Below are 15,056 nucleotides of genomic sequence, written 5' to 3'. Positions count from 1 at the left end.
CCATTGAACTCGCCAGTTAACCAAGACAAACATAGCGACATCAGCTTTAGCATCACTATCTTTCAATCAGCTTGTTCTGGTCGTGATTAGCCATCGCTCGTGTTCGCAAAATATTAGACATACCAATCGTAGTAAATAACTGGTCACCCTAGCTGGTTAAAATGCTCGATCACTGCTTTTTTCTGGTGCTATTTTTGAGCACGTATTTACGGTGATTGGTAGAAAGAAGAGATCTTGACTGTGAAAAAACGCATTCAAAGAAAACAAATTAACCACTACTCAAAGTGGAAATACGCGGTGCTTATCGCCACCATTATCATCATGGTTCTGAGTGCTTTACCTTCTTGGTATGGCGAGAATGCGTCGGTTCAAATTAACAACCGTTCTGAACAGACCATCGATGCTAGCCAAATTATCCAATACCTTGCGAGCGAAGGCATTCAAGCCAAATCGGCATTTCAAAAAGACCAACGTTTAGTCGTGATCTTGGAAGACGCAGAACAACAAGCGAAGGCTAAAGAGGTGCTGAATGAGCGCCTATTGGATAACGCGACGGTTGCACTAGCGATGGAGCCAGCAGCTCCGAAATGGCTGACTGACATGGGCTTCGCACCGATTCAGCTAGGCCTTGATTTACGTGGTGGTGTGCAGTTCCTGTTAGAAGTAGACATGGAACCGGTTTACCACGCACAAGCGCAATCTGTAGTCGATGAAATCACCAGCCAAGTGCGTTATGCACGCGGTAAAGTGGTGAACAACCAAGTTGAGTTTAACTTCCGTACTGATGCCGATTTCGAGAAAGCACAGAAACTGATTCGCGAAGAGTTCCCACAATGGCAACGTGACCGTTCAGATAAATCGCTAACGTTAACTCAGTCTGAAGAAGAGCAAAGAACGCTACGTAATCTAACGGTTCAACAAAACCTGCAGATCATGCGCAGCCGTATTGAAGAGCTAGGCATCACTGAGGCATCGATTCAACGCCAAGGTGAAAGCCGTATCCGTATCGAATTACCGGGTGTACAAGACCCTGCAGCTGCGAAAGACGTGATTGGTGCTACGGCTTCATTAGCGTTCTACTCTGTGTACGACAACGCAACGCGCAATACTCAAACTCTGAAAGATTCAGATGGTAATCGCGTAGTGGTTGCTCGCAAAGCAGTGCTGAGCGGTGAACACATTATCGATGCACGCAGTGGCATTGGTGAAATGGGCAGTGCAGAAGTAAACATCACGCTTGATTCTTCTGGTGGTAAGAAAATGTCTGAGTTTTCTCGCCATAACATCGGCAAGCCAATGGCGACCGTTTACAGCGAATACAGCCGTGACAGAGCCGGTAACAGCGAAAAAACCAGTGAAGTGATCAGTGTGGCGAACATCCAATCTCAACTGGGTAGCCGTTTCAGAATCACAGGTGCAGGCAGCATGGCAGAAGCACAAGAGCTTGCTCTACTGCTACGTGCAGGTTCATTAACTACGCCTGTTACCATCATTGAAGAGCGTACCATTGGCCCATCTCTGGGTGCTGAAAACGTAACGAATGGCTTTGCTGCTTTGGCTCTTGGCCTTGGTCTGACTCTCACGTTTATGGCGCTATGGTACCGCCGCCTTGGTTGGGTCGCGAACTGTGCATTGGTAGTTAACATGACCACGTTGTTTGGTTTGATTGCCTTGCTACCGGGTGCGGTGTTAACTCTGCCGGGTATTGCGGGCTTGGTACTGACCGTCGGTATGGCGGTAGACACTAACGTGCTTATCTTCGAGCGTATTCGAGACAAGATGAAAGAAGGGCGCAGCTTTGCTAGCTCTATCGACCGTGGTTTCGATAGCGCATTCTCGTCAATTTTCGATGCTAACGTCACTACCATGATCGTTGCTGTGGCTCTATATACCATTGGTAATGGACCGATTCAGGGCTTCGCTCTGACACTGGGCTTAGGTCTTCTAACCAGTATGTTTACGGGCATTTTTGCTTCACGAGCGATCATCAATTTGGTTTGGGGGCGTGACCAACGCCACGATGTAAGGATTTAAGCATGAGTACTTCAAAAATGACTATTTCAGACCGCTATTTTTCAAATAGCTATATTTCGGATAAGAATATGACTCGCCTTCGTAAGGTGATGTCTGCGATATCTATTGTGCTGTTCATGAGCTCTGTGATGCTGGTGGCGGTGAAAGGTTTTAACTGGGGCTTGGACTTCACAGGTGGTGTGGTTGCCGAGGTTCAGCTCTCTGATCAAGTCACCAAAGATGCGTTAAAAACAAAACTTGATACAGCTTTCCAACAAGACGTGCAAGTGGTTGGTATGGCAGAACAGGATCGCTGGACAATCCGTTATAGCCAACTGACAGACGCTCCACAGCCAAACTTAGTGGATGCTTTGTCTTCTGTTAGCGACCAAGTAAAAGTGCTTAACAGCAGCGTGGTTGGCCCTCAAGTTGGTCAAGACATGGTTGACCAAGGTGGCTTAGCGGTATTGGTGTGTTTCCTAATGATCATGCTGTACCTGAGTGTACGTTTTGAATGGCGTTTAGCACTCGGCGCCCTAGCCGCAATCATCTATGACGTGACGCTTATCTTGGGTCTGTTCGCTTTTACTCAGTTCGAGTTCAACCTGACTGTGTTAGCGGCTGTGTTGGCGATTTTAGGTTATTCATTGAATGACTCGATCATCATTGCCGACCGTGTTCGTGAAATGCTGCGTGGTAATCCAAATGGTGACACTGATAACCTGCTTAACGAATCGGTTAAAGCGACCTTCTCACGCACCATGGTGACCTCAGGTACAACCCTAATCACCGTATCTGCGCTTTGGCTACTTGGTGGCGCTGCGCTGCAAGGTTTCGCGATTGCACTGGTTGTAGGTATTGTCAGCGGTACGTGGTCTTCAGTTTCAGTAGGTATCACACTGCCTAAGTTACTTGGTCTACAGCCTTGTCACTACCAAGTGAAAGCGCCGGTAGAAGTTGAGGGTGAGTACCCTTAGTCAAGCTAAGCTAGCTTATGCACGGTAGGCCGATTTACTTACGCTATTAACCGAAACCAATAATGAAAGCCCCTGAACTCACTTAGCCCCCTAAGTAAGCTCAGGGGCTTTATTTTTTTATAAGAGTCAACTGGTTAGAGAAAAGTGAGCCTATTTCAAAAAACGATGGATTGAGCAGGCAAGCCCTCATGATATGAAGTATGTTTAGATGACGTTAGTAGAAATGAGGCAAGGGAATGAAATATCGACATCAATGTCATGTAGGCGACCATGGTGATGCACTGAAGCATCCAGTATTGAGTGCACTTGTTCAGTCATTAATGCAGCAGCATTCACGCCTCAATGTTATCGACACGCACTCAGGTACAGGGTGTTATGACCTCACCACCGCACCAAGTAATCACGCCGGTGAGTTTGCTGAAGGGGTCGGGTACTTGTGGCGCAATAAGGCTTATCTTCCTCCGGCATTCGCTTCTTTTATGTCGGTACTGGAATACTACAATCCGAATCAACTTATCTCTTTGTATCCGGGTTCTGCCGCCATCACTTACCAACAAGGTCGCAGCCAAGATAGTTTCTATTTTTCAGACATTCAGCAAGATGAAGCTGATTTACTGCAAACCAATATTGAGAAGTTACAATGTAACCTAGATATTTCAAGCAAGCTTACGATTAGCGCAGGTGATGGGCTTAAAGCGTTACCTGATGACGTTGCTAAACATGACAACCACCATCTGATTGTTATCGACCCACCCTATGAAACCGATTCAGAATATCTCGCGGTGATTGATGCCTTGGTTAAGGCGTATCAGCAATCTGAGAAGGTATCTGCACTAATTTGGTACCCGCTCTACACGGATGACAAGAGCTCACTGATTTTGAACCATTGTGTGACCGCAGTGAAAGATGGTTTGCTGCCAAGTCCGATTAAGTCGGAGCTTCGCCTTCGAGATCCTAAGGGTGATGATCGCCTGATCGGTAGTGGTTTACTGTTGTTCAATCCTCCCCAAGGCATTGCGGGAACGGTCGCAGATACGCTCGATTATTTACACAGCCAACTCGCGACTAATGGTGAAGGTTACTGGCAAATGAGAAGTTTATAGATCTGATTTTTATGGGTTTTATGATGGTTTTCTAGACATCACTCACTAAATCACTGTTACCTATGTGGTTTAAATTGACCAAACGCTAACTTTTATCGATTGATTAATTGCAGTGAATCATTTAAAAATAGAATATCAATGCGCACAAGTGCATAATGGCTCATAAGTTAAATAATTACCCCTAATTAATATCAGATTGTGGTTTACCCCCTAAACTGCATAAGGCTCGCACTAGTCACGCGAGCCTTTCTTTTGCCTGAAGGAAAATCTAAGGCAGTTCTATCAATTTAAGATTCACTACAACACTGGATAATCGATGTAGCCTTTTTCGTTGCCGCCGAACAGAGTGGCGCCATCAAGTTCTGATAGTTCGCTGCCGTTTTGTAGGCGTGATACGAGATCTGGGTTGGCTACGAATGGGCGACCAAATGCCACGAGATCAGCATAGCCTTTGCTTAACACTTCTTCGGCGCGTTGTGGTGTGTAGTTGCCTGCGACGATGATAGTGTTGGAGAATTGCTCCCTTAGCTCTATTCGGAAGCTTTCAGGGATAACCGGTGCATCATCCCAGTCGGCTTCTGATAGGTGCAGGTAAGCTATGTCTCGATCTTGAAGTGCCTTCGATGCCTCTAAAATCGTTGGTACGATATCTGGGCAGTTCATGTCTTTGAAGGTGATGAACGGCGCCAAGCGCACACCTACTTTATCGGCACCTATCTCTTCAATCACAGCATCAACCACTTCAATCAGGAAGCGAAGGCGGTTCTCACGGCTTCCACCGTAGTTGTCGGTGCGTTTGTTTGAATTGGTTCTTAGGAACTGATCAATCAGGTAGCCATTGCCACCGTGTATTTCCACTCCGTTGAACCCTGCCTCGACTGCTTTTTTCGCTGAGTTAGCAAAATCTTGAACCACTCGATCGATGTCTGCTTGGGTCATTTCTCTTGGCTGGATGCAATCCACCATGTTGCCGTTTCCATTCTCATCAGAGATCCAAACCTGAGTTTCTATTGGAGCCAAAGCGGACGGTGCTATCGGCAGTTCGCCTTTTTGAAAGGTAGGGTGAGACACGCGGCCTACGTGCCATAGCTGGCAGAATATCGCGGCACCTTGTGCTTTAGCTGCTGTGGTGACTGACTTCCAACCTTCGATTTGTGCATCGGTGTAAACTCCGGGAGTGAATGAGTAGCCTTGAGAGTCGTCTGATATCTGCGTTGCTTCGGTTATGATTAGCCCTGCACTTGCGCGTTGTTGGTAATAGGTTGCCATCATGTCGTTTGGCACGTTTCCAGGTTGGCTAGTACGAGCGCGTGTCATGGGTGCCATAACCACGCGGTTTTGTAGTGCTAGGCCTTTCAGTTCTGATGCTTCGAATAATTTGTTCATGGTTTCTACCTTGTTTTAATGCTGTGATCTTTCGTTTTTTATTGGGGCTTATTTGCTTTCTGCTGGGCTGAAAATAGAGTTGCTTTGTGGCCTCCCCGCTCGGTTGGCTTTCGCAATAAGCAGCAAACCAATAACAGGGACAACAACGGCTGCGAATGGAATCATGCCTGCGCCTAGTTGGCTGTCGAGTACCATGCCGCCAAGGAATCCACCAAAGGCATTGGCTAAATTAAACGCTGAGATATTCGCGGTTGCTGCTAGCTCTTGCCCTTCGCCACCGTTGTTCATCACTCGAAGTTGCATTGCTGGAACGTTCGCAAATGATGCAATACCAAAGACAAATACCGCTGCAACGAATAGGATTTTGTTGTCTACCACAAGGCCAACTACAACCAATGACACGATCATTGCAACGGCCCAAAACATTGAAGCTTTGCCTAGGTTTTTATCTGAAGAGCGTCCGCCCAAGGTGTTACCGATGATTAAGCCGACACCCACAATCACTAAGATCCAAGTAACAGACTCGTGACCGTAGCCGGTGATGTGCATAGCGATTGGCGCAAGGTATCCGTATAGCGTCATGAAGCCAGACCAAGCAAAAGCAGTGATTGCCAAGCTGATCAGCAGCATTGGGTTTTTGAACGCTAACAGCTGAGTTTTGATGTCTTTTGCTTCACTGTGACCAGTCGATTTGATTGACGTTAGAATAGAAATCATCGCAATCGTGCCAAGTGCAGCCACGGTAAAGAAAGTGGTGTGCCAGCCGAATTGCAAGCTAACCCAAGTACCCGCTGGAACGCCAAGAACGTTAGCGAGTGTTAAGCCTGCGAACATTTGGCCAACGGCACGACCTGCCATTTTTTCAGACACTAAGTTGGTTGCAACAACCGCACCGATACCATAAAAAGGGCCTTGCACTAAGCCTGCGATAACACGGCTGGCAAGTAGAAGTGGGTAGCTAGGAGCAAGGGCTGATAAGACATTACCGATGATGAACAGTGCCATTAAGCCAATCAGCACTATCTTCTTATTAAAGCGCGCAAGGTAGATTGTTAAGATCGGGCCGCCGATAACGATAGCCAATGCGTAAGCACTGATTAGGTATCCGGCTTGACCTTCGGTGATCGAAAGGGATGTGGCAATTTGTGGAAGGATGCCTGCAATAACAAACTCAGCGGTGCCAATTGCAAATGCTGCGAGTGTCAGTATCCAAACTTGGAATGGCATCTTTTCTTGTGTCATGGCTTTTGATTTCATAATGAGTTACCTATGTAAATTCTTGTTTGTTAGGACGTTGAGATAAACACCCTAACGATTGTTCTTTATGTTTTTGCGGGGTGTTAGCCGAGTAGAGCGCCGCCGTCGATGTCGATGATTGACCCTGTTACGTATGGGTTGTTAATCGCGAATAGGTAACCCATAGCCACCTCTGAAGGCTCGCCAACCTTACCTGCGGGTAGATTCTTTTTGGCGTTGTCGTACATGCTTGCACGAGCAGAGTCGTCCATGTTTTTGTAGGCTTCCGTCATGGTCAGGCCGGGGCTAACGGCATTGACGCGAATGGGTGATAGCTCTTTCGCCAGTATTTTGGTTACGCTTTCTAGCGCGGCGTTGATGGCGGTTTTTACGTAAGTGCCAGCCACTACTTTGCGAGACAACATGCCTGTCGTGAGCGTGATAGAGCCGTTTGGCGTCATGTAGCGTGAGGCATGTTTTGCTACGTTTAAGCTGCCCCAAAACTTAGTGTCAAAAGCTGTCTTAGCGTCTGCGGTTGCTACGTCTGTTACTTTTCCTGCGGGAGCGGATGAGCCAGCCGTTACGATTAAGTGATCAAACACGCCAATCGATTCGAAGTATTCACAAATTGACTTTTCATTGCTGATATTAAGGCCTGTATGTCGGCTAGCGACGTGCACTGTGTTGTTTTCGTTTCTCAATTTCATCGCGAGTGCTTTACCGATGCCTGATGTGCCACCAATGATGACGAAAGTGCGCTGCTCTTGATTAGTCGATTCGTTAGTCATGCTCTGAATTCCTGCGTTGTTCTGTTGATGTTTGTCATTATATGTATTCGACTAAATTTGATAATTGTCTAAAATATAAATTCATTATTCGGATAATCTGAATAGTGTGGCTAAGTGTTGAGATCGAGCATTAAGATCGAGAAGTAAGACGAAGAGACGGAAGCGAGAATCGTATGGATAAGTTTTCAGATATGGCGATGTTCGTCAGTATTGTTAAGCATCACGGGTTAGCGGCGGCTGGGCGCGAACTGGGTTTATCACCTGCGACCATGACAGCAAGGCTTCAAGCGCTGGAAGAGCGATATGGTGTGAAGTTGTTGAATCGAAGTACGCGCCATGTGTCTTTAACCGACTCTGGCGAGCTGTATCACAAGGCGTGTCTGGAGATATTGGATAATGTCAGTGAGGCCGAAAACCTGATCCAAAATGGCGTCAAAGAGGTCAAAGGTCCACTCAAAATCGCCGCGCCGAAAGACATCGGAAAGCAGTACATTCTTCCGATTCTCTCTGAGTTCTGTCAGCAATATCCCGACGTGATCCCTTACCTCTACTTGAACGATAACCTCTCGAACATTGCTGAATCTGGCATGGATATCGTGGTCCGTTATGGTGAATTGGTCGACAGCAGTTTGATATCCAGACGCTTGTCACCAAGCCGACGTGTGCTGTGTGCTTCTCCTGAATATCTTGCCAAGCATGGAACACCGTTAACACCACAAGATTTGGTAGATCACGATTGTTTAGCCATGCTGCGCAGCAATGAAGAGCTCAAGACATGGCACTTCCAAGATCATGATATGAAGAAGTCGATTACTGTTGTTCCAAAGCGATTTTCAGACGATGGCGAAGTGATTCGCTACTGGGCATTAAAAGGCGAGGGCATTGCTCTTAAATCGGTACTGGATGTGCAAGGCGACATCAATAACCAGCGCCTTGTGACGCTGCTTAATGGCTACATGAAGAACTTCAACACCGCGATGTCGGTGTCGAGTGCCGATTTGAATGTGGTGTACATCAGCAAGAAATATCAGCCCAAGCGTATCCGGTTGTTTCTTGATTTCTTGTTTGAGCGGTTTGGCGATTTGGTTGAAAAGTCTAGTTAGATTAGCCGAGAAGCAGCGCATGACAGATCTCTCGAACTCAACACCCGGGTACGGACAGAGAACATTGAACTGGTTATGATACGACCAACATAAGGATGTGATTGGAGAGAAAAATGAAAGTCGTCGGAGATACGGTTATCCAACCTTTTCACAAGGCAACCTGCCATTGCGGTGCGGTTGAACTAGAGTTCAGCTTACCTAACGGGATAGAAAAACCACGCCGCTGTGATTGCTCTATCTGTCGTCGCAGGGGAGCGATTGTGGGCTCTGTTGCACTGGACGGCATCAAGATCCTCAAAGGTGCGGAGCATCTCAAGCTTTATCAATTCAATACCAACACCGCAAAGCATTATTTCTGCTCAAACTGCGGCATCTATACCCATCATCAACGCCGTTCTAGCCCAAATGAATACGGTTTTAACATCGGCTGTTTGGAAGGGGTAAACCCTTTTGATATTGGTGATGTGGTGACCAACGATGGTGTCAATCATCCAGCTGATCGTTAATTTATTGAGCATAAAAAAGGAAGGAATTATGTCTGAATACGGAGCGATCATTCGCTGGAAAAAAGCAGAAGATGAAGTCTTTAGCGACAATCAATACAGTCGAGGTCATACGTGGGAGTTCGATGGTGGTGTCACTGTGCCTGCTTCGTCCTCTCCACATGTTGTGCCACTGCCGTTTTCGGTGGAAGCGAATGTTGATCCAGAAGAAGCGTTTATCGCGGCACTTTCTAGCTGCCATATGCTGACGTTTTTGGGCATTGCCGCAAAGCAGAAGTACGTGATCGACTCCTATGTCGATGATGCGATTGGTGTGCTGGAAGAAGATGAATCTGGCCGCTCATCGGTCACTAAGGTGACTCTGCGCCCTAAAATTGTGTTTTTAGGTACCAAAAAGCCCACCGCCAAGCAGCTCGACAAACTGCACCACTTGGCGCACAAAAACTGCTTTATCGCGAACTCGGTAAAAACGGACATTGTGGTAGAAACTAAAGCGTAAACCACACACGTTAACATCCAAAAACCGCGAGGTTGCTTAGTGCATCACTGGCGGTTTTTTTGTGTCTGTGTAATCCTACGTACGGTTTTAATTGAGTGACAGTTAGAAAGTTTTGAGAGATAGGTAGAGAGCTCTTGAATGGTAGGAATAGATTGATTAGCAGAGAGTTATGTTTAGCGTCCCATTGAATAGTTTTGTACATCGTGTGAGTGATAAAAGCCAAGTGATGGTGAATGCTGCGGAATGTGGATGTCAGTTGAAACGAGTTCGTCGTTCGCGTAATTGGCTGTTGGTCGCTCAAGAGTATCAACTCGTTGAATTTAAAACGATGTTAACCCATGAAAAAGACGGTTGGATAGCAATTGCAATCGACAAAGTGCTGCCTAAACCCGTGGTGTGTTTGGCATCTCTGTTGGCCGCTACACCTTCAATGACTGTGGCTCAGCTGGTGATGGAATCTGGATGTTCAATGGCCGAAGCAAGACGTGCTATTGATGAACATGAAGGTCTGTAGGCGTATTCAAATCGTGTGAAAAGAGAATTGCGAGCAGCAAAAAGCCCGTAACGATATTGCGCTGGAAAACGTCATATCGTTACGGGCTTTATCATCTGTGCTGCTGTTAAGCTAAGCCATGCGGCTGATGAAGCATTGAATCGATTAAGAGTTCGCTACTTTTACACGAATCGTGTTTTTGCCAAGCTTTGACAAGTTCAGCTTGTTTAGTGCCGCTTTAGCTTCTTCTTGCTCTGGCATTTCAACAAAAGCGAAGCCTTTTGAGTCGCCAGTTTCTTGGTCTAAAACTAGGCTGCACTCTTTTACTGAGCCAAACTCAGAAAATAGCACACGGATGTCTTGCTCAGAGGTAGAGCGCGATAGGTTACGAACTAGAAGTTTCATAATAAACCTTGAATATGAATTTACGCCGAGCATTGTCGCACACTTTCATGCTCACCCTCACAAATAATTACTCTAATCATTTCTTTGGTAATGTGTCGCTCTATTTACCGATTAAGCGAGCTGTTTACCTGCTAGCCGCGGTTTATCGTGATATCTGACACGAATCCATGCTCTGTGCTGGTCAACGCCTGTTGTAGCATCTGAGCGGCTTCTTGCGCGGTCATAAAGCTCGAGGTATCCATGCCTTTACCGCTTGTATTCCAAAACTCGGTCGCCATTCCTCCAGGGTAAACCGCCACGATTTTCATCGGGTGACCTTTTAGCTCTAACCTTACCGATTCGATAAAGCCTTTCACGGCCCATTTTGCCGCGCAGTAGGTGGACTCTTCAGCTTTAGCACCTTGTGCCGCCGTCGACATCACCACAGCGATGGTGACCGATTGATCTTTGTAGCGCTGTACAAGCTCGCGAATCAAAAAGATCGAAGACTCAATATTGTTCTTCAGCATGTCGCTGATGATGGTTGGATCTTGCTGTTCTATCTTACCGAAGTACCCACTGCCAGCGCTGTGGATCACCAGCTTCGGCATTTCAGGTAACGCATCCAATAACTCGCTCACTGAGTGCGGGTCACAGAGATCACACGCTTGGCTAATGGTATTCGCAGGTAGGCCTTGCGCCACTTCTGCTAAACGTTGTGCATTGCGACCTGTAATGGCTACGCGCTGAGCGTCGGTGTTAGCATATTGTTTCGCGAGAGCTGCGCCTAAACCGCTGCTTGATCCGGTAATTAAAATCATACTGTCTTCAATTTGTAGAGTTGATTCGAGATAGTAAGGGGCTAGGCTAAGATTTTCTGAGATCTATGGCTAAAGTTGATCGATAGCCTGGTTGATAGCCTGGTTGATAGCTTGGGTGATCGGTTGAGCCGTAGGGGAATAAGAGTGTGGGGAAAGTCGTTAAGAATCGACTGGTTTGGTCAGAAATAACACAGCCAAAAAGTAGCAGAACTAACAAGTAAAAGCGCCGGCATAGAGCCAGCGCTTTTGAGTAATCATAAGTGATTATTCGTCGTCGAACTGTTTGATCGTGAACGCGTCTTCGATTCGGTTAAGCTCTTCTTGTTCTTTCACTCGCTTCTCTTCTTGCAGAGTCGCTCTCGTTTCGTTGAAACGTTTTTTCTCTGACTTAGTCAGGAATTTTACAGCTTTTTTGTTGGTCAGTGCGTAAGCAACTACGTCTTCACCTTTTTCTCTGCGGTCGTTTACGCGTTGTGAGAAACGTTCATTGTCGCGAGCTTTACGCTCCGCTGAGGTCAACTTGCTCATGCTTTAAAGCCTTTTCAATTATTCATGGTAGGGAATCTACGCTTAGCGAAACAAATGGGGACTGCTTAGTGTCAGTCTAGTCCATTTGTATGCTGGTGGCGCATCTTAGCACAATGGCTTGAGCATGCAGGTATGCTATTCGAGGGATCAAACAAAACAGCCCACAATTTTCGTTGTGGGCTGTTTTGTTACGTACTGTAGATGTAGTCATCGATTTAAAACTAAGAATCAGAAACGGCAGTTACATCAAATCTTCTCGATGTATAAGATGACATCTCCGACTTTAAAGCCAAACTTAGACATCTCAGTCTTGTTGAACAAGCGTTTATCGTCCATTAAGAACATCCAATCATCGAGCACCACTTCATAGGTGCTGCCGTCTACTTCAATTTCTAGATCATATTTCCAATACAGCGCAGAACCTTGGGTTTCACCATAAGCGGTTCCAACGACATCGTTGGCAGTCCCAGAATAGGTGTTTTCGCCCGTTTTGATCAGATTCCAAACGCGAGTTGAGCGCTCGCCATCAGCAAAAGAAAACCACTCTTTTATTTCTCCGTTGTCACCGTCCCAAGTCGCGATCAGTTTGGCATCAAAGCGGCGCAGTAAGTTACCAGAGCGGTCTAGCACCATGCCGTAGGCCATTAGCTCGCCATTAAAAAAGGTTTCAAGCTTGAGCTCTGGCGTTGTGTCGACATGGTCTTCTAAACTTGCAGAGCCACAGCCCACTAGCCAAGTGAGTGAAAAAAATGCCAGAGCAAATTTTATTATTGTTGTTTTTGGATTCATTTGTTCAAACCTAAAAGTTGTTTACGAAGACCGGGTTCAGAGGTGTTTTCAGACAACCAAATCGCTAGAAAGGCTTCACCAAATTGCTTGTCTTGGATGGTGCCGATCGGTTGTTCATCGAAATAAAAACGACTTACGTTATCTTCAGCGACACGAATCGTGAGTGTGCTTCCTTCTTCCACGTTCGGCCACATCGCGTACAAGGGTTTCAACCAACGTTGAATGTTGCTGTCAGAGTAGCCAAGCTTGTTCCACTGATCTTCGGTAGCGTCTACGAGGTCTTTGCTATCGATAGAGCGGTAATACTCAAGCTTCAAAGCTCGTTCGGAGTTGGTTGGAGTCGCGTAGAATTCTGCCGAGTAGAGAGTCCAAAACAGGTAACTCATTTCACCCTCACCACGTTTGTTCAGATCATCGACAGCAGAGGCTCTAGCGTGTCCGGCAAATAACAGCGCAGCAAAGATTAACGGGAGAGTAATAAAGCTTAGAAGTGTGTTTTTTGCTTGCTGATGAGCGCGAACAATACCTCGCTCAGGTTTGAACGTTTGTGTCGGGTTGCGTGGATAAGCCATAAGTCACCTCGTTATTGCCATTTTAGGTTGTATTAAGTTGGAGTAGGCGGCCACCAGTAAGGGCAACAAAATCCCCCAACTTATTGCAAGGGCAGCAACTACCGATGCATCTGGCCAAGTAGTAAGAAGAGCACCTGCTTTGATGCCTCCCCAATAACTACTAGTACCTGCTACGAACCCTATGACAAACAAGATCACTTTCGAGCATTTTAAAAGCCAATTTAGGCTGTGGTTAAAACTGATTAAGAACATGATCCACAGGCAGACAAGCCACACCGGGAACCACGATTGATTCGCAATTTCAAAGTCGACGGCAAACACGCCGAAGTGGAGTAAGAGGCTATCAAGCAATAGCCCCAATGGTAATAAAATGAGTATCTTCAAATCGCTACTGCGAGTCGGTGATAGAAGGAAGTGAACCACTACAATCAGTGGTGTGACGAACGGGGCTTGCGCGGTAAAGAAAGCACTGCAAACCCAGGTCGCTTGAAACAGTACGAGATTAATAATCCAAAACCGCTTCATCTTTTTCTCCAAAGTAACGAGGTTTTCTTGCGACTACATGGTGAGTGCTGATCACGCGCTCTTTGAATGCGCCTTCACAGTAGCAGAAGTAGAAGGTCCATAAGCGTTTAAACTCTTCTGAATAGCCGAGAGACTCTAGCTCTTCCCAACTATTTTCAAAGGCGATGTTCCAATCATTCAGCGTTCGAGCGTAGTGCAGGCCAATGTCATCAATTTCTTGAACCACAAGGTCGGTGCTGGTCGCAAGGTGTTGGGTCATCACTGAAACAGAAGGTAGGCAACCGCCGGGGAAGATGTACTTCTGAATAAAGTCGACACCTTTGCGGTATTTGTCGTAACGGCTGTCAGCAATAGTAATTGCTTGAATCAGCATCTTGCCTGAGGGCTTAAGTAGCGAGGAACATTTTTCAAAGAAGGTTTGTAGATACTCATGTCCGACCGCCTCTATCATCTCGATCGAAACCAACTTGTCATACTCACCAGTGAGATTGCGATAATCCTCTTTGAGCAGGGTGATTTTGTCGGTTAAACCAAGCGCTTTTACTCTCTGTTCAGCAAGTGCATGTTGGGCATCTGAGATCGTGGTAGTGGTGACGTGGCAACCGTAGTGTTGCGCCATGAAGATGGCTAAGCCGCCCCACCCTGTGCCTATCTCGACCACGCTATCTTTCTCAGACAGTTCTAGTCGCTCACAGATGGTTTTCATTTTGTTTTGTTGAGCCTTCGACAAGGTTTCTGCGTCTTCGCTGTAGATTGCGGAAGAGTACTGCATCGAGCTATCTAAGAAGCGCTCATACAGCTCGTTGCCAATATCGTAGTGGGCGAGAATATTTCGCTTAGAGCCTTGCTCGGTGTTGGCATTCTTACGGCGCAGCAATAGGTTTTTGATGCGAGAAATCCATTGTGTCTTGTCATCAAGCTCATCCAATTGGGCTTGGTTACGAGCCATGATTTGAATCACACGCGTGAGGTTTGGGCTGGTCCATTTACCATCGATATAGGCTTCAGATGCCCCAATGCTGCCATTGATGACCACATCTCTAAAAAAGGTCGCATCATGAATCACGATTCGACCTTTCAAGTCTGCTTCTCGATCACCGAACACCGAATGCTGGTCGCGCTCAATGATCTCGAGCGTCGCGAATTGCAGGCTTTCTAACACCTTGAAGATTAAAGCTCGATATTTACAGTTGCTTGAAACAGCAACGGCTTTAGCTTGTTGTTCAATATTGTTGTTTTGTTTGGCAAGCTGTTCCATGTAAACCTCGCTGATAACTCATTCTAATATTTTGTGCCAACTAAGCTGAGTTCAGCTCCTTGATTGGAGCGAACCCAA

Annotated in this window: 17 protein-coding genes; 7 read left to right on the top strand and 10 right to left on the bottom strand. The window is 46.4% G+C overall.

Annotation, left to right across the window (positions count from 1 at the left end):
• The first annotated feature begins 234 nt into the window (after nt 1-234).
• The 3 genes from secD (at nt 235) to rlmJ (ending at nt 4,093) form a co-directional block, all read left to right on the top strand.
• Nucleotides 235-2,034, top strand: coding sequence for a protein translocase subunit SecD (gene secD / locus AB4371_RS06905; RefSeq protein ID WP_372149309.1), 1,800 nt, complete (start codon nt 235-237; stop codon nt 2,032-2,034).
• 2 nt (nt 2,035-2,036) lie between these two features.
• Entirely contained in the window at nt 2,037-2,990 is a 954-nt protein-coding gene (secF, locus tag AB4371_RS06900) for a protein translocase subunit SecF (RefSeq protein WP_017061264.1), read from the top strand.
• 236 nt (nt 2,991-3,226) lie between these two features.
• Nucleotides 3,227-4,093 carry a 23S rRNA (adenine(2030)-N(6))-methyltransferase RlmJ gene (gene rlmJ / locus AB4371_RS06895; RefSeq protein ID WP_102428121.1) on the top strand — a complete coding sequence of 289 codons (867 nt, stop codon included), beginning with the start codon at nt 3,227-3,229 and terminating at the stop codon, nt 4,091-4,093.
• A gap of 297 nt (nt 4,094-4,390) precedes the next feature.
• Here rlmJ and AB4371_RS06890 read toward each other — a convergent pair whose 3' ends face one another.
• The 3 genes from AB4371_RS06890 to AB4371_RS06880 form a co-directional block, all read right to left on the bottom strand.
• Nucleotides 4,391-5,479, bottom strand: a complete 1,089-nt coding sequence (locus AB4371_RS06890) for an alkene reductase (RefSeq protein WP_372054499.1) — start codon at nt 5,477-5,479, stop codon at nt 4,391-4,393.
• Between the two features lie 48 nt (nt 5,480-5,527).
• Entirely contained in the window at nt 5,528-6,736 is a 1,209-nt protein-coding gene (locus AB4371_RS06885; protein WP_372149307.1) for an MFS transporter, read from the bottom strand.
• Between the two features lie 83 nt (nt 6,737-6,819).
• Nucleotides 6,820-7,503 (bottom strand): SDR family oxidoreductase, encoded by a 684-nt coding sequence (locus tag AB4371_RS06880; protein WP_017070207.1) that lies wholly within the window; start codon nt 7,501-7,503, stop codon nt 6,820-6,822.
• 173 nt (nt 7,504-7,676) lie between these two features.
• Between AB4371_RS06880 and AB4371_RS06875 the strand changes: the two genes are divergently transcribed.
• The 4 genes from AB4371_RS06875 to AB4371_RS06860 all read left to right on the top strand — a co-directional run bounded on the left by AB4371_RS06875 (nt 7,677) and on the right by AB4371_RS06860 (nt 10,122).
• Entirely contained in the window at nt 7,677-8,606 is a 930-nt protein-coding gene (locus AB4371_RS06875) for a LysR family transcriptional regulator (protein ID WP_102320399.1), read from the top strand.
• Nucleotides 8,607-8,719: 113 nt separating this feature from the next.
• On the top strand, nt 8,720-9,112 hold the full coding sequence (locus AB4371_RS06870; protein ID WP_017061270.1) for a GFA family protein: 393 nt from the start codon (nt 8,720-8,722) through the stop codon (nt 9,110-9,112).
• Nucleotides 9,113-9,140: 28 nt separating this feature from the next.
• Nucleotides 9,141-9,608: an OsmC family protein gene (locus tag AB4371_RS06865; protein WP_017065091.1), complete on the top strand. Its 468-nt coding sequence runs from the start codon at nt 9,141-9,143 to the stop codon at nt 9,606-9,608.
• Nucleotides 9,609-9,777: 169 nt separating this feature from the next.
• Nucleotides 9,778-10,122, top strand: coding sequence for a ribosome recycling factor family protein (locus AB4371_RS06860; RefSeq protein ID WP_017061272.1), 345 nt, complete (start codon nt 9,778-9,780; stop codon nt 10,120-10,122).
• A 144-nt stretch (nt 10,123-10,266) separates the two neighbouring features.
• On the opposite strand, the gene AB4371_RS06855 is transcribed toward AB4371_RS06860, so the two are convergent.
• The 7 genes from AB4371_RS06855 to AB4371_RS06825 form a co-directional block, all read right to left on the bottom strand.
• A complete protein-coding gene (locus tag AB4371_RS06855; RefSeq protein ID WP_017061273.1) occupies nt 10,267-10,506 on the bottom strand; it encodes an RNA-binding protein in 240 nt (79 codons plus the stop codon).
• A gap of 131 nt (nt 10,507-10,637) precedes the next feature.
• On the bottom strand, nt 10,638-11,306 hold the full coding sequence (locus tag AB4371_RS06850) for an SDR family NAD(P)-dependent oxidoreductase (protein ID WP_372149305.1): 669 nt from the start codon (nt 11,304-11,306) through the stop codon (nt 10,638-10,640).
• A gap of 264 nt (nt 11,307-11,570) precedes the next feature.
• Complete coding sequence (locus AB4371_RS06845; protein ID WP_017061275.1) at nt 11,571-11,834, bottom strand: hypothetical protein; 264 nt, start codon at nt 11,832-11,834, stop codon at nt 11,571-11,573.
• Nucleotides 11,835-12,080: 246 nt separating this feature from the next.
• A complete protein-coding gene (locus AB4371_RS06840) occupies nt 12,081-12,623 on the bottom strand; it encodes a DUF3833 domain-containing protein (RefSeq protein ID WP_372149302.1) in 543 nt (180 codons plus the stop codon).
• Nucleotides 12,620-13,195, bottom strand: coding sequence for a chalcone isomerase family protein (locus AB4371_RS06835; protein WP_017061277.1), 576 nt, complete (start codon nt 13,193-13,195; stop codon nt 12,620-12,622). The genes AB4371_RS06840 and AB4371_RS06835 overlap by 4 nt, the downstream gene beginning before the upstream one ends.
• A 3-nt stretch (nt 13,196-13,198) precedes the next feature.
• Nucleotides 13,199-13,720, bottom strand: coding sequence for a DUF2878 domain-containing protein (locus AB4371_RS06830; RefSeq protein ID WP_102320402.1), 522 nt, complete (start codon nt 13,718-13,720; stop codon nt 13,199-13,201).
• Nucleotides 13,698-14,978 carry a cyclopropane-fatty-acyl-phospholipid synthase family protein gene (locus tag AB4371_RS06825; RefSeq protein ID WP_017061279.1) on the bottom strand — a complete coding sequence of 427 codons (1,281 nt, stop codon included), beginning with the start codon at nt 14,976-14,978 and terminating at the stop codon, nt 13,698-13,700. The genes AB4371_RS06830 and AB4371_RS06825 overlap by 23 nt, the downstream gene beginning before the upstream one ends.
• Nucleotides 14,979-15,056 lie beyond the last annotated feature (78 nt).

This window comes from Vibrio sp. 10N.261.51.A3 (assembly GCF_041471965.1).
Lineage (GTDB): Bacteria > Pseudomonadota > Gammaproteobacteria > Enterobacterales > Vibrionaceae > Vibrio > Vibrio crassostreae_C.
The sequence above is the reverse complement of the archived record's forward strand: the minus strand, read 5'-3'. Positions and strand labels throughout refer to the sequence as shown.

Excerpts from the sequence above, each read along its gene's own strand:
- secF (WP_017061264.1), top strand. The coding sequence starts at position 2,037 with ATGAGTACTTCAAAAATGACTATTTCAGACCGCTATTTTTCAAATAGC.
- rlmJ (WP_102428121.1), top strand. The coding sequence starts at position 3,227 with ATGAAATATCGACATCAATGTCATGTAGGCGACCATGGTGATGCACTG.
- AB4371_RS06890 (WP_372054499.1), bottom strand. The coding sequence starts at position 5,479 with ATGAACAAATTATTCGAAGCATCAGAACTGAAAGGCCTAGCACTACAA.
- AB4371_RS06885 (WP_372149307.1), bottom strand. The coding sequence starts at position 6,736 with ATGAAATCAAAAGCCATGACACAAGAAAAGATGCCATTCCAAGTTTGG.
- AB4371_RS06880 (WP_017070207.1), bottom strand. The coding sequence starts at position 7,503 with ATGACTAACGAATCGACTAATCAAGAGCAGCGCACTTTCGTCATCATT.
- AB4371_RS06875 (WP_102320399.1), top strand. The coding sequence starts at position 7,677 with ATGGATAAGTTTTCAGATATGGCGATGTTCGTCAGTATTGTTAAGCAT.
- AB4371_RS06870 (WP_017061270.1), top strand. The coding sequence starts at position 8,720 with ATGAAAGTCGTCGGAGATACGGTTATCCAACCTTTTCACAAGGCAACC.
- AB4371_RS06865 (WP_017065091.1), top strand. The coding sequence starts at position 9,141 with ATGTCTGAATACGGAGCGATCATTCGCTGGAAAAAAGCAGAAGATGAA.
- AB4371_RS06860 (WP_017061272.1), top strand. The coding sequence starts at position 9,778 with ATGTTTAGCGTCCCATTGAATAGTTTTGTACATCGTGTGAGTGATAAA.
- AB4371_RS06855 (WP_017061273.1), bottom strand. The coding sequence starts at position 10,506 with ATGAAACTTCTAGTTCGTAACCTATCGCGCTCTACCTCTGAGCAAGAC.
- AB4371_RS06850 (WP_372149305.1), bottom strand. The coding sequence starts at position 11,306 with ATGATTTTAATTACCGGATCAAGCAGCGGTTTAGGCGCAGCTCTCGCG.
- AB4371_RS06845 (WP_017061275.1), bottom strand. The coding sequence starts at position 11,834 with ATGAGCAAGTTGACCTCAGCGGAGCGTAAAGCTCGCGACAATGAACGT.
- AB4371_RS06840 (WP_372149302.1), bottom strand. The coding sequence starts at position 12,623 with ATGAATCCAAAAACAACAATAATAAAATTTGCTCTGGCATTTTTTTCA.
- AB4371_RS06835 (WP_017061277.1), bottom strand. The coding sequence starts at position 13,195 with ATGGCTTATCCACGCAACCCGACACAAACGTTCAAACCTGAGCGAGGT.
- AB4371_RS06830 (WP_102320402.1), bottom strand. The coding sequence starts at position 13,720 with ATGAAGCGGTTTTGGATTATTAATCTCGTACTGTTTCAAGCGACCTGG.
- AB4371_RS06825 (WP_017061279.1), bottom strand. The coding sequence starts at position 14,978 with ATGGAACAGCTTGCCAAACAAAACAACAATATTGAACAACAAGCTAAA.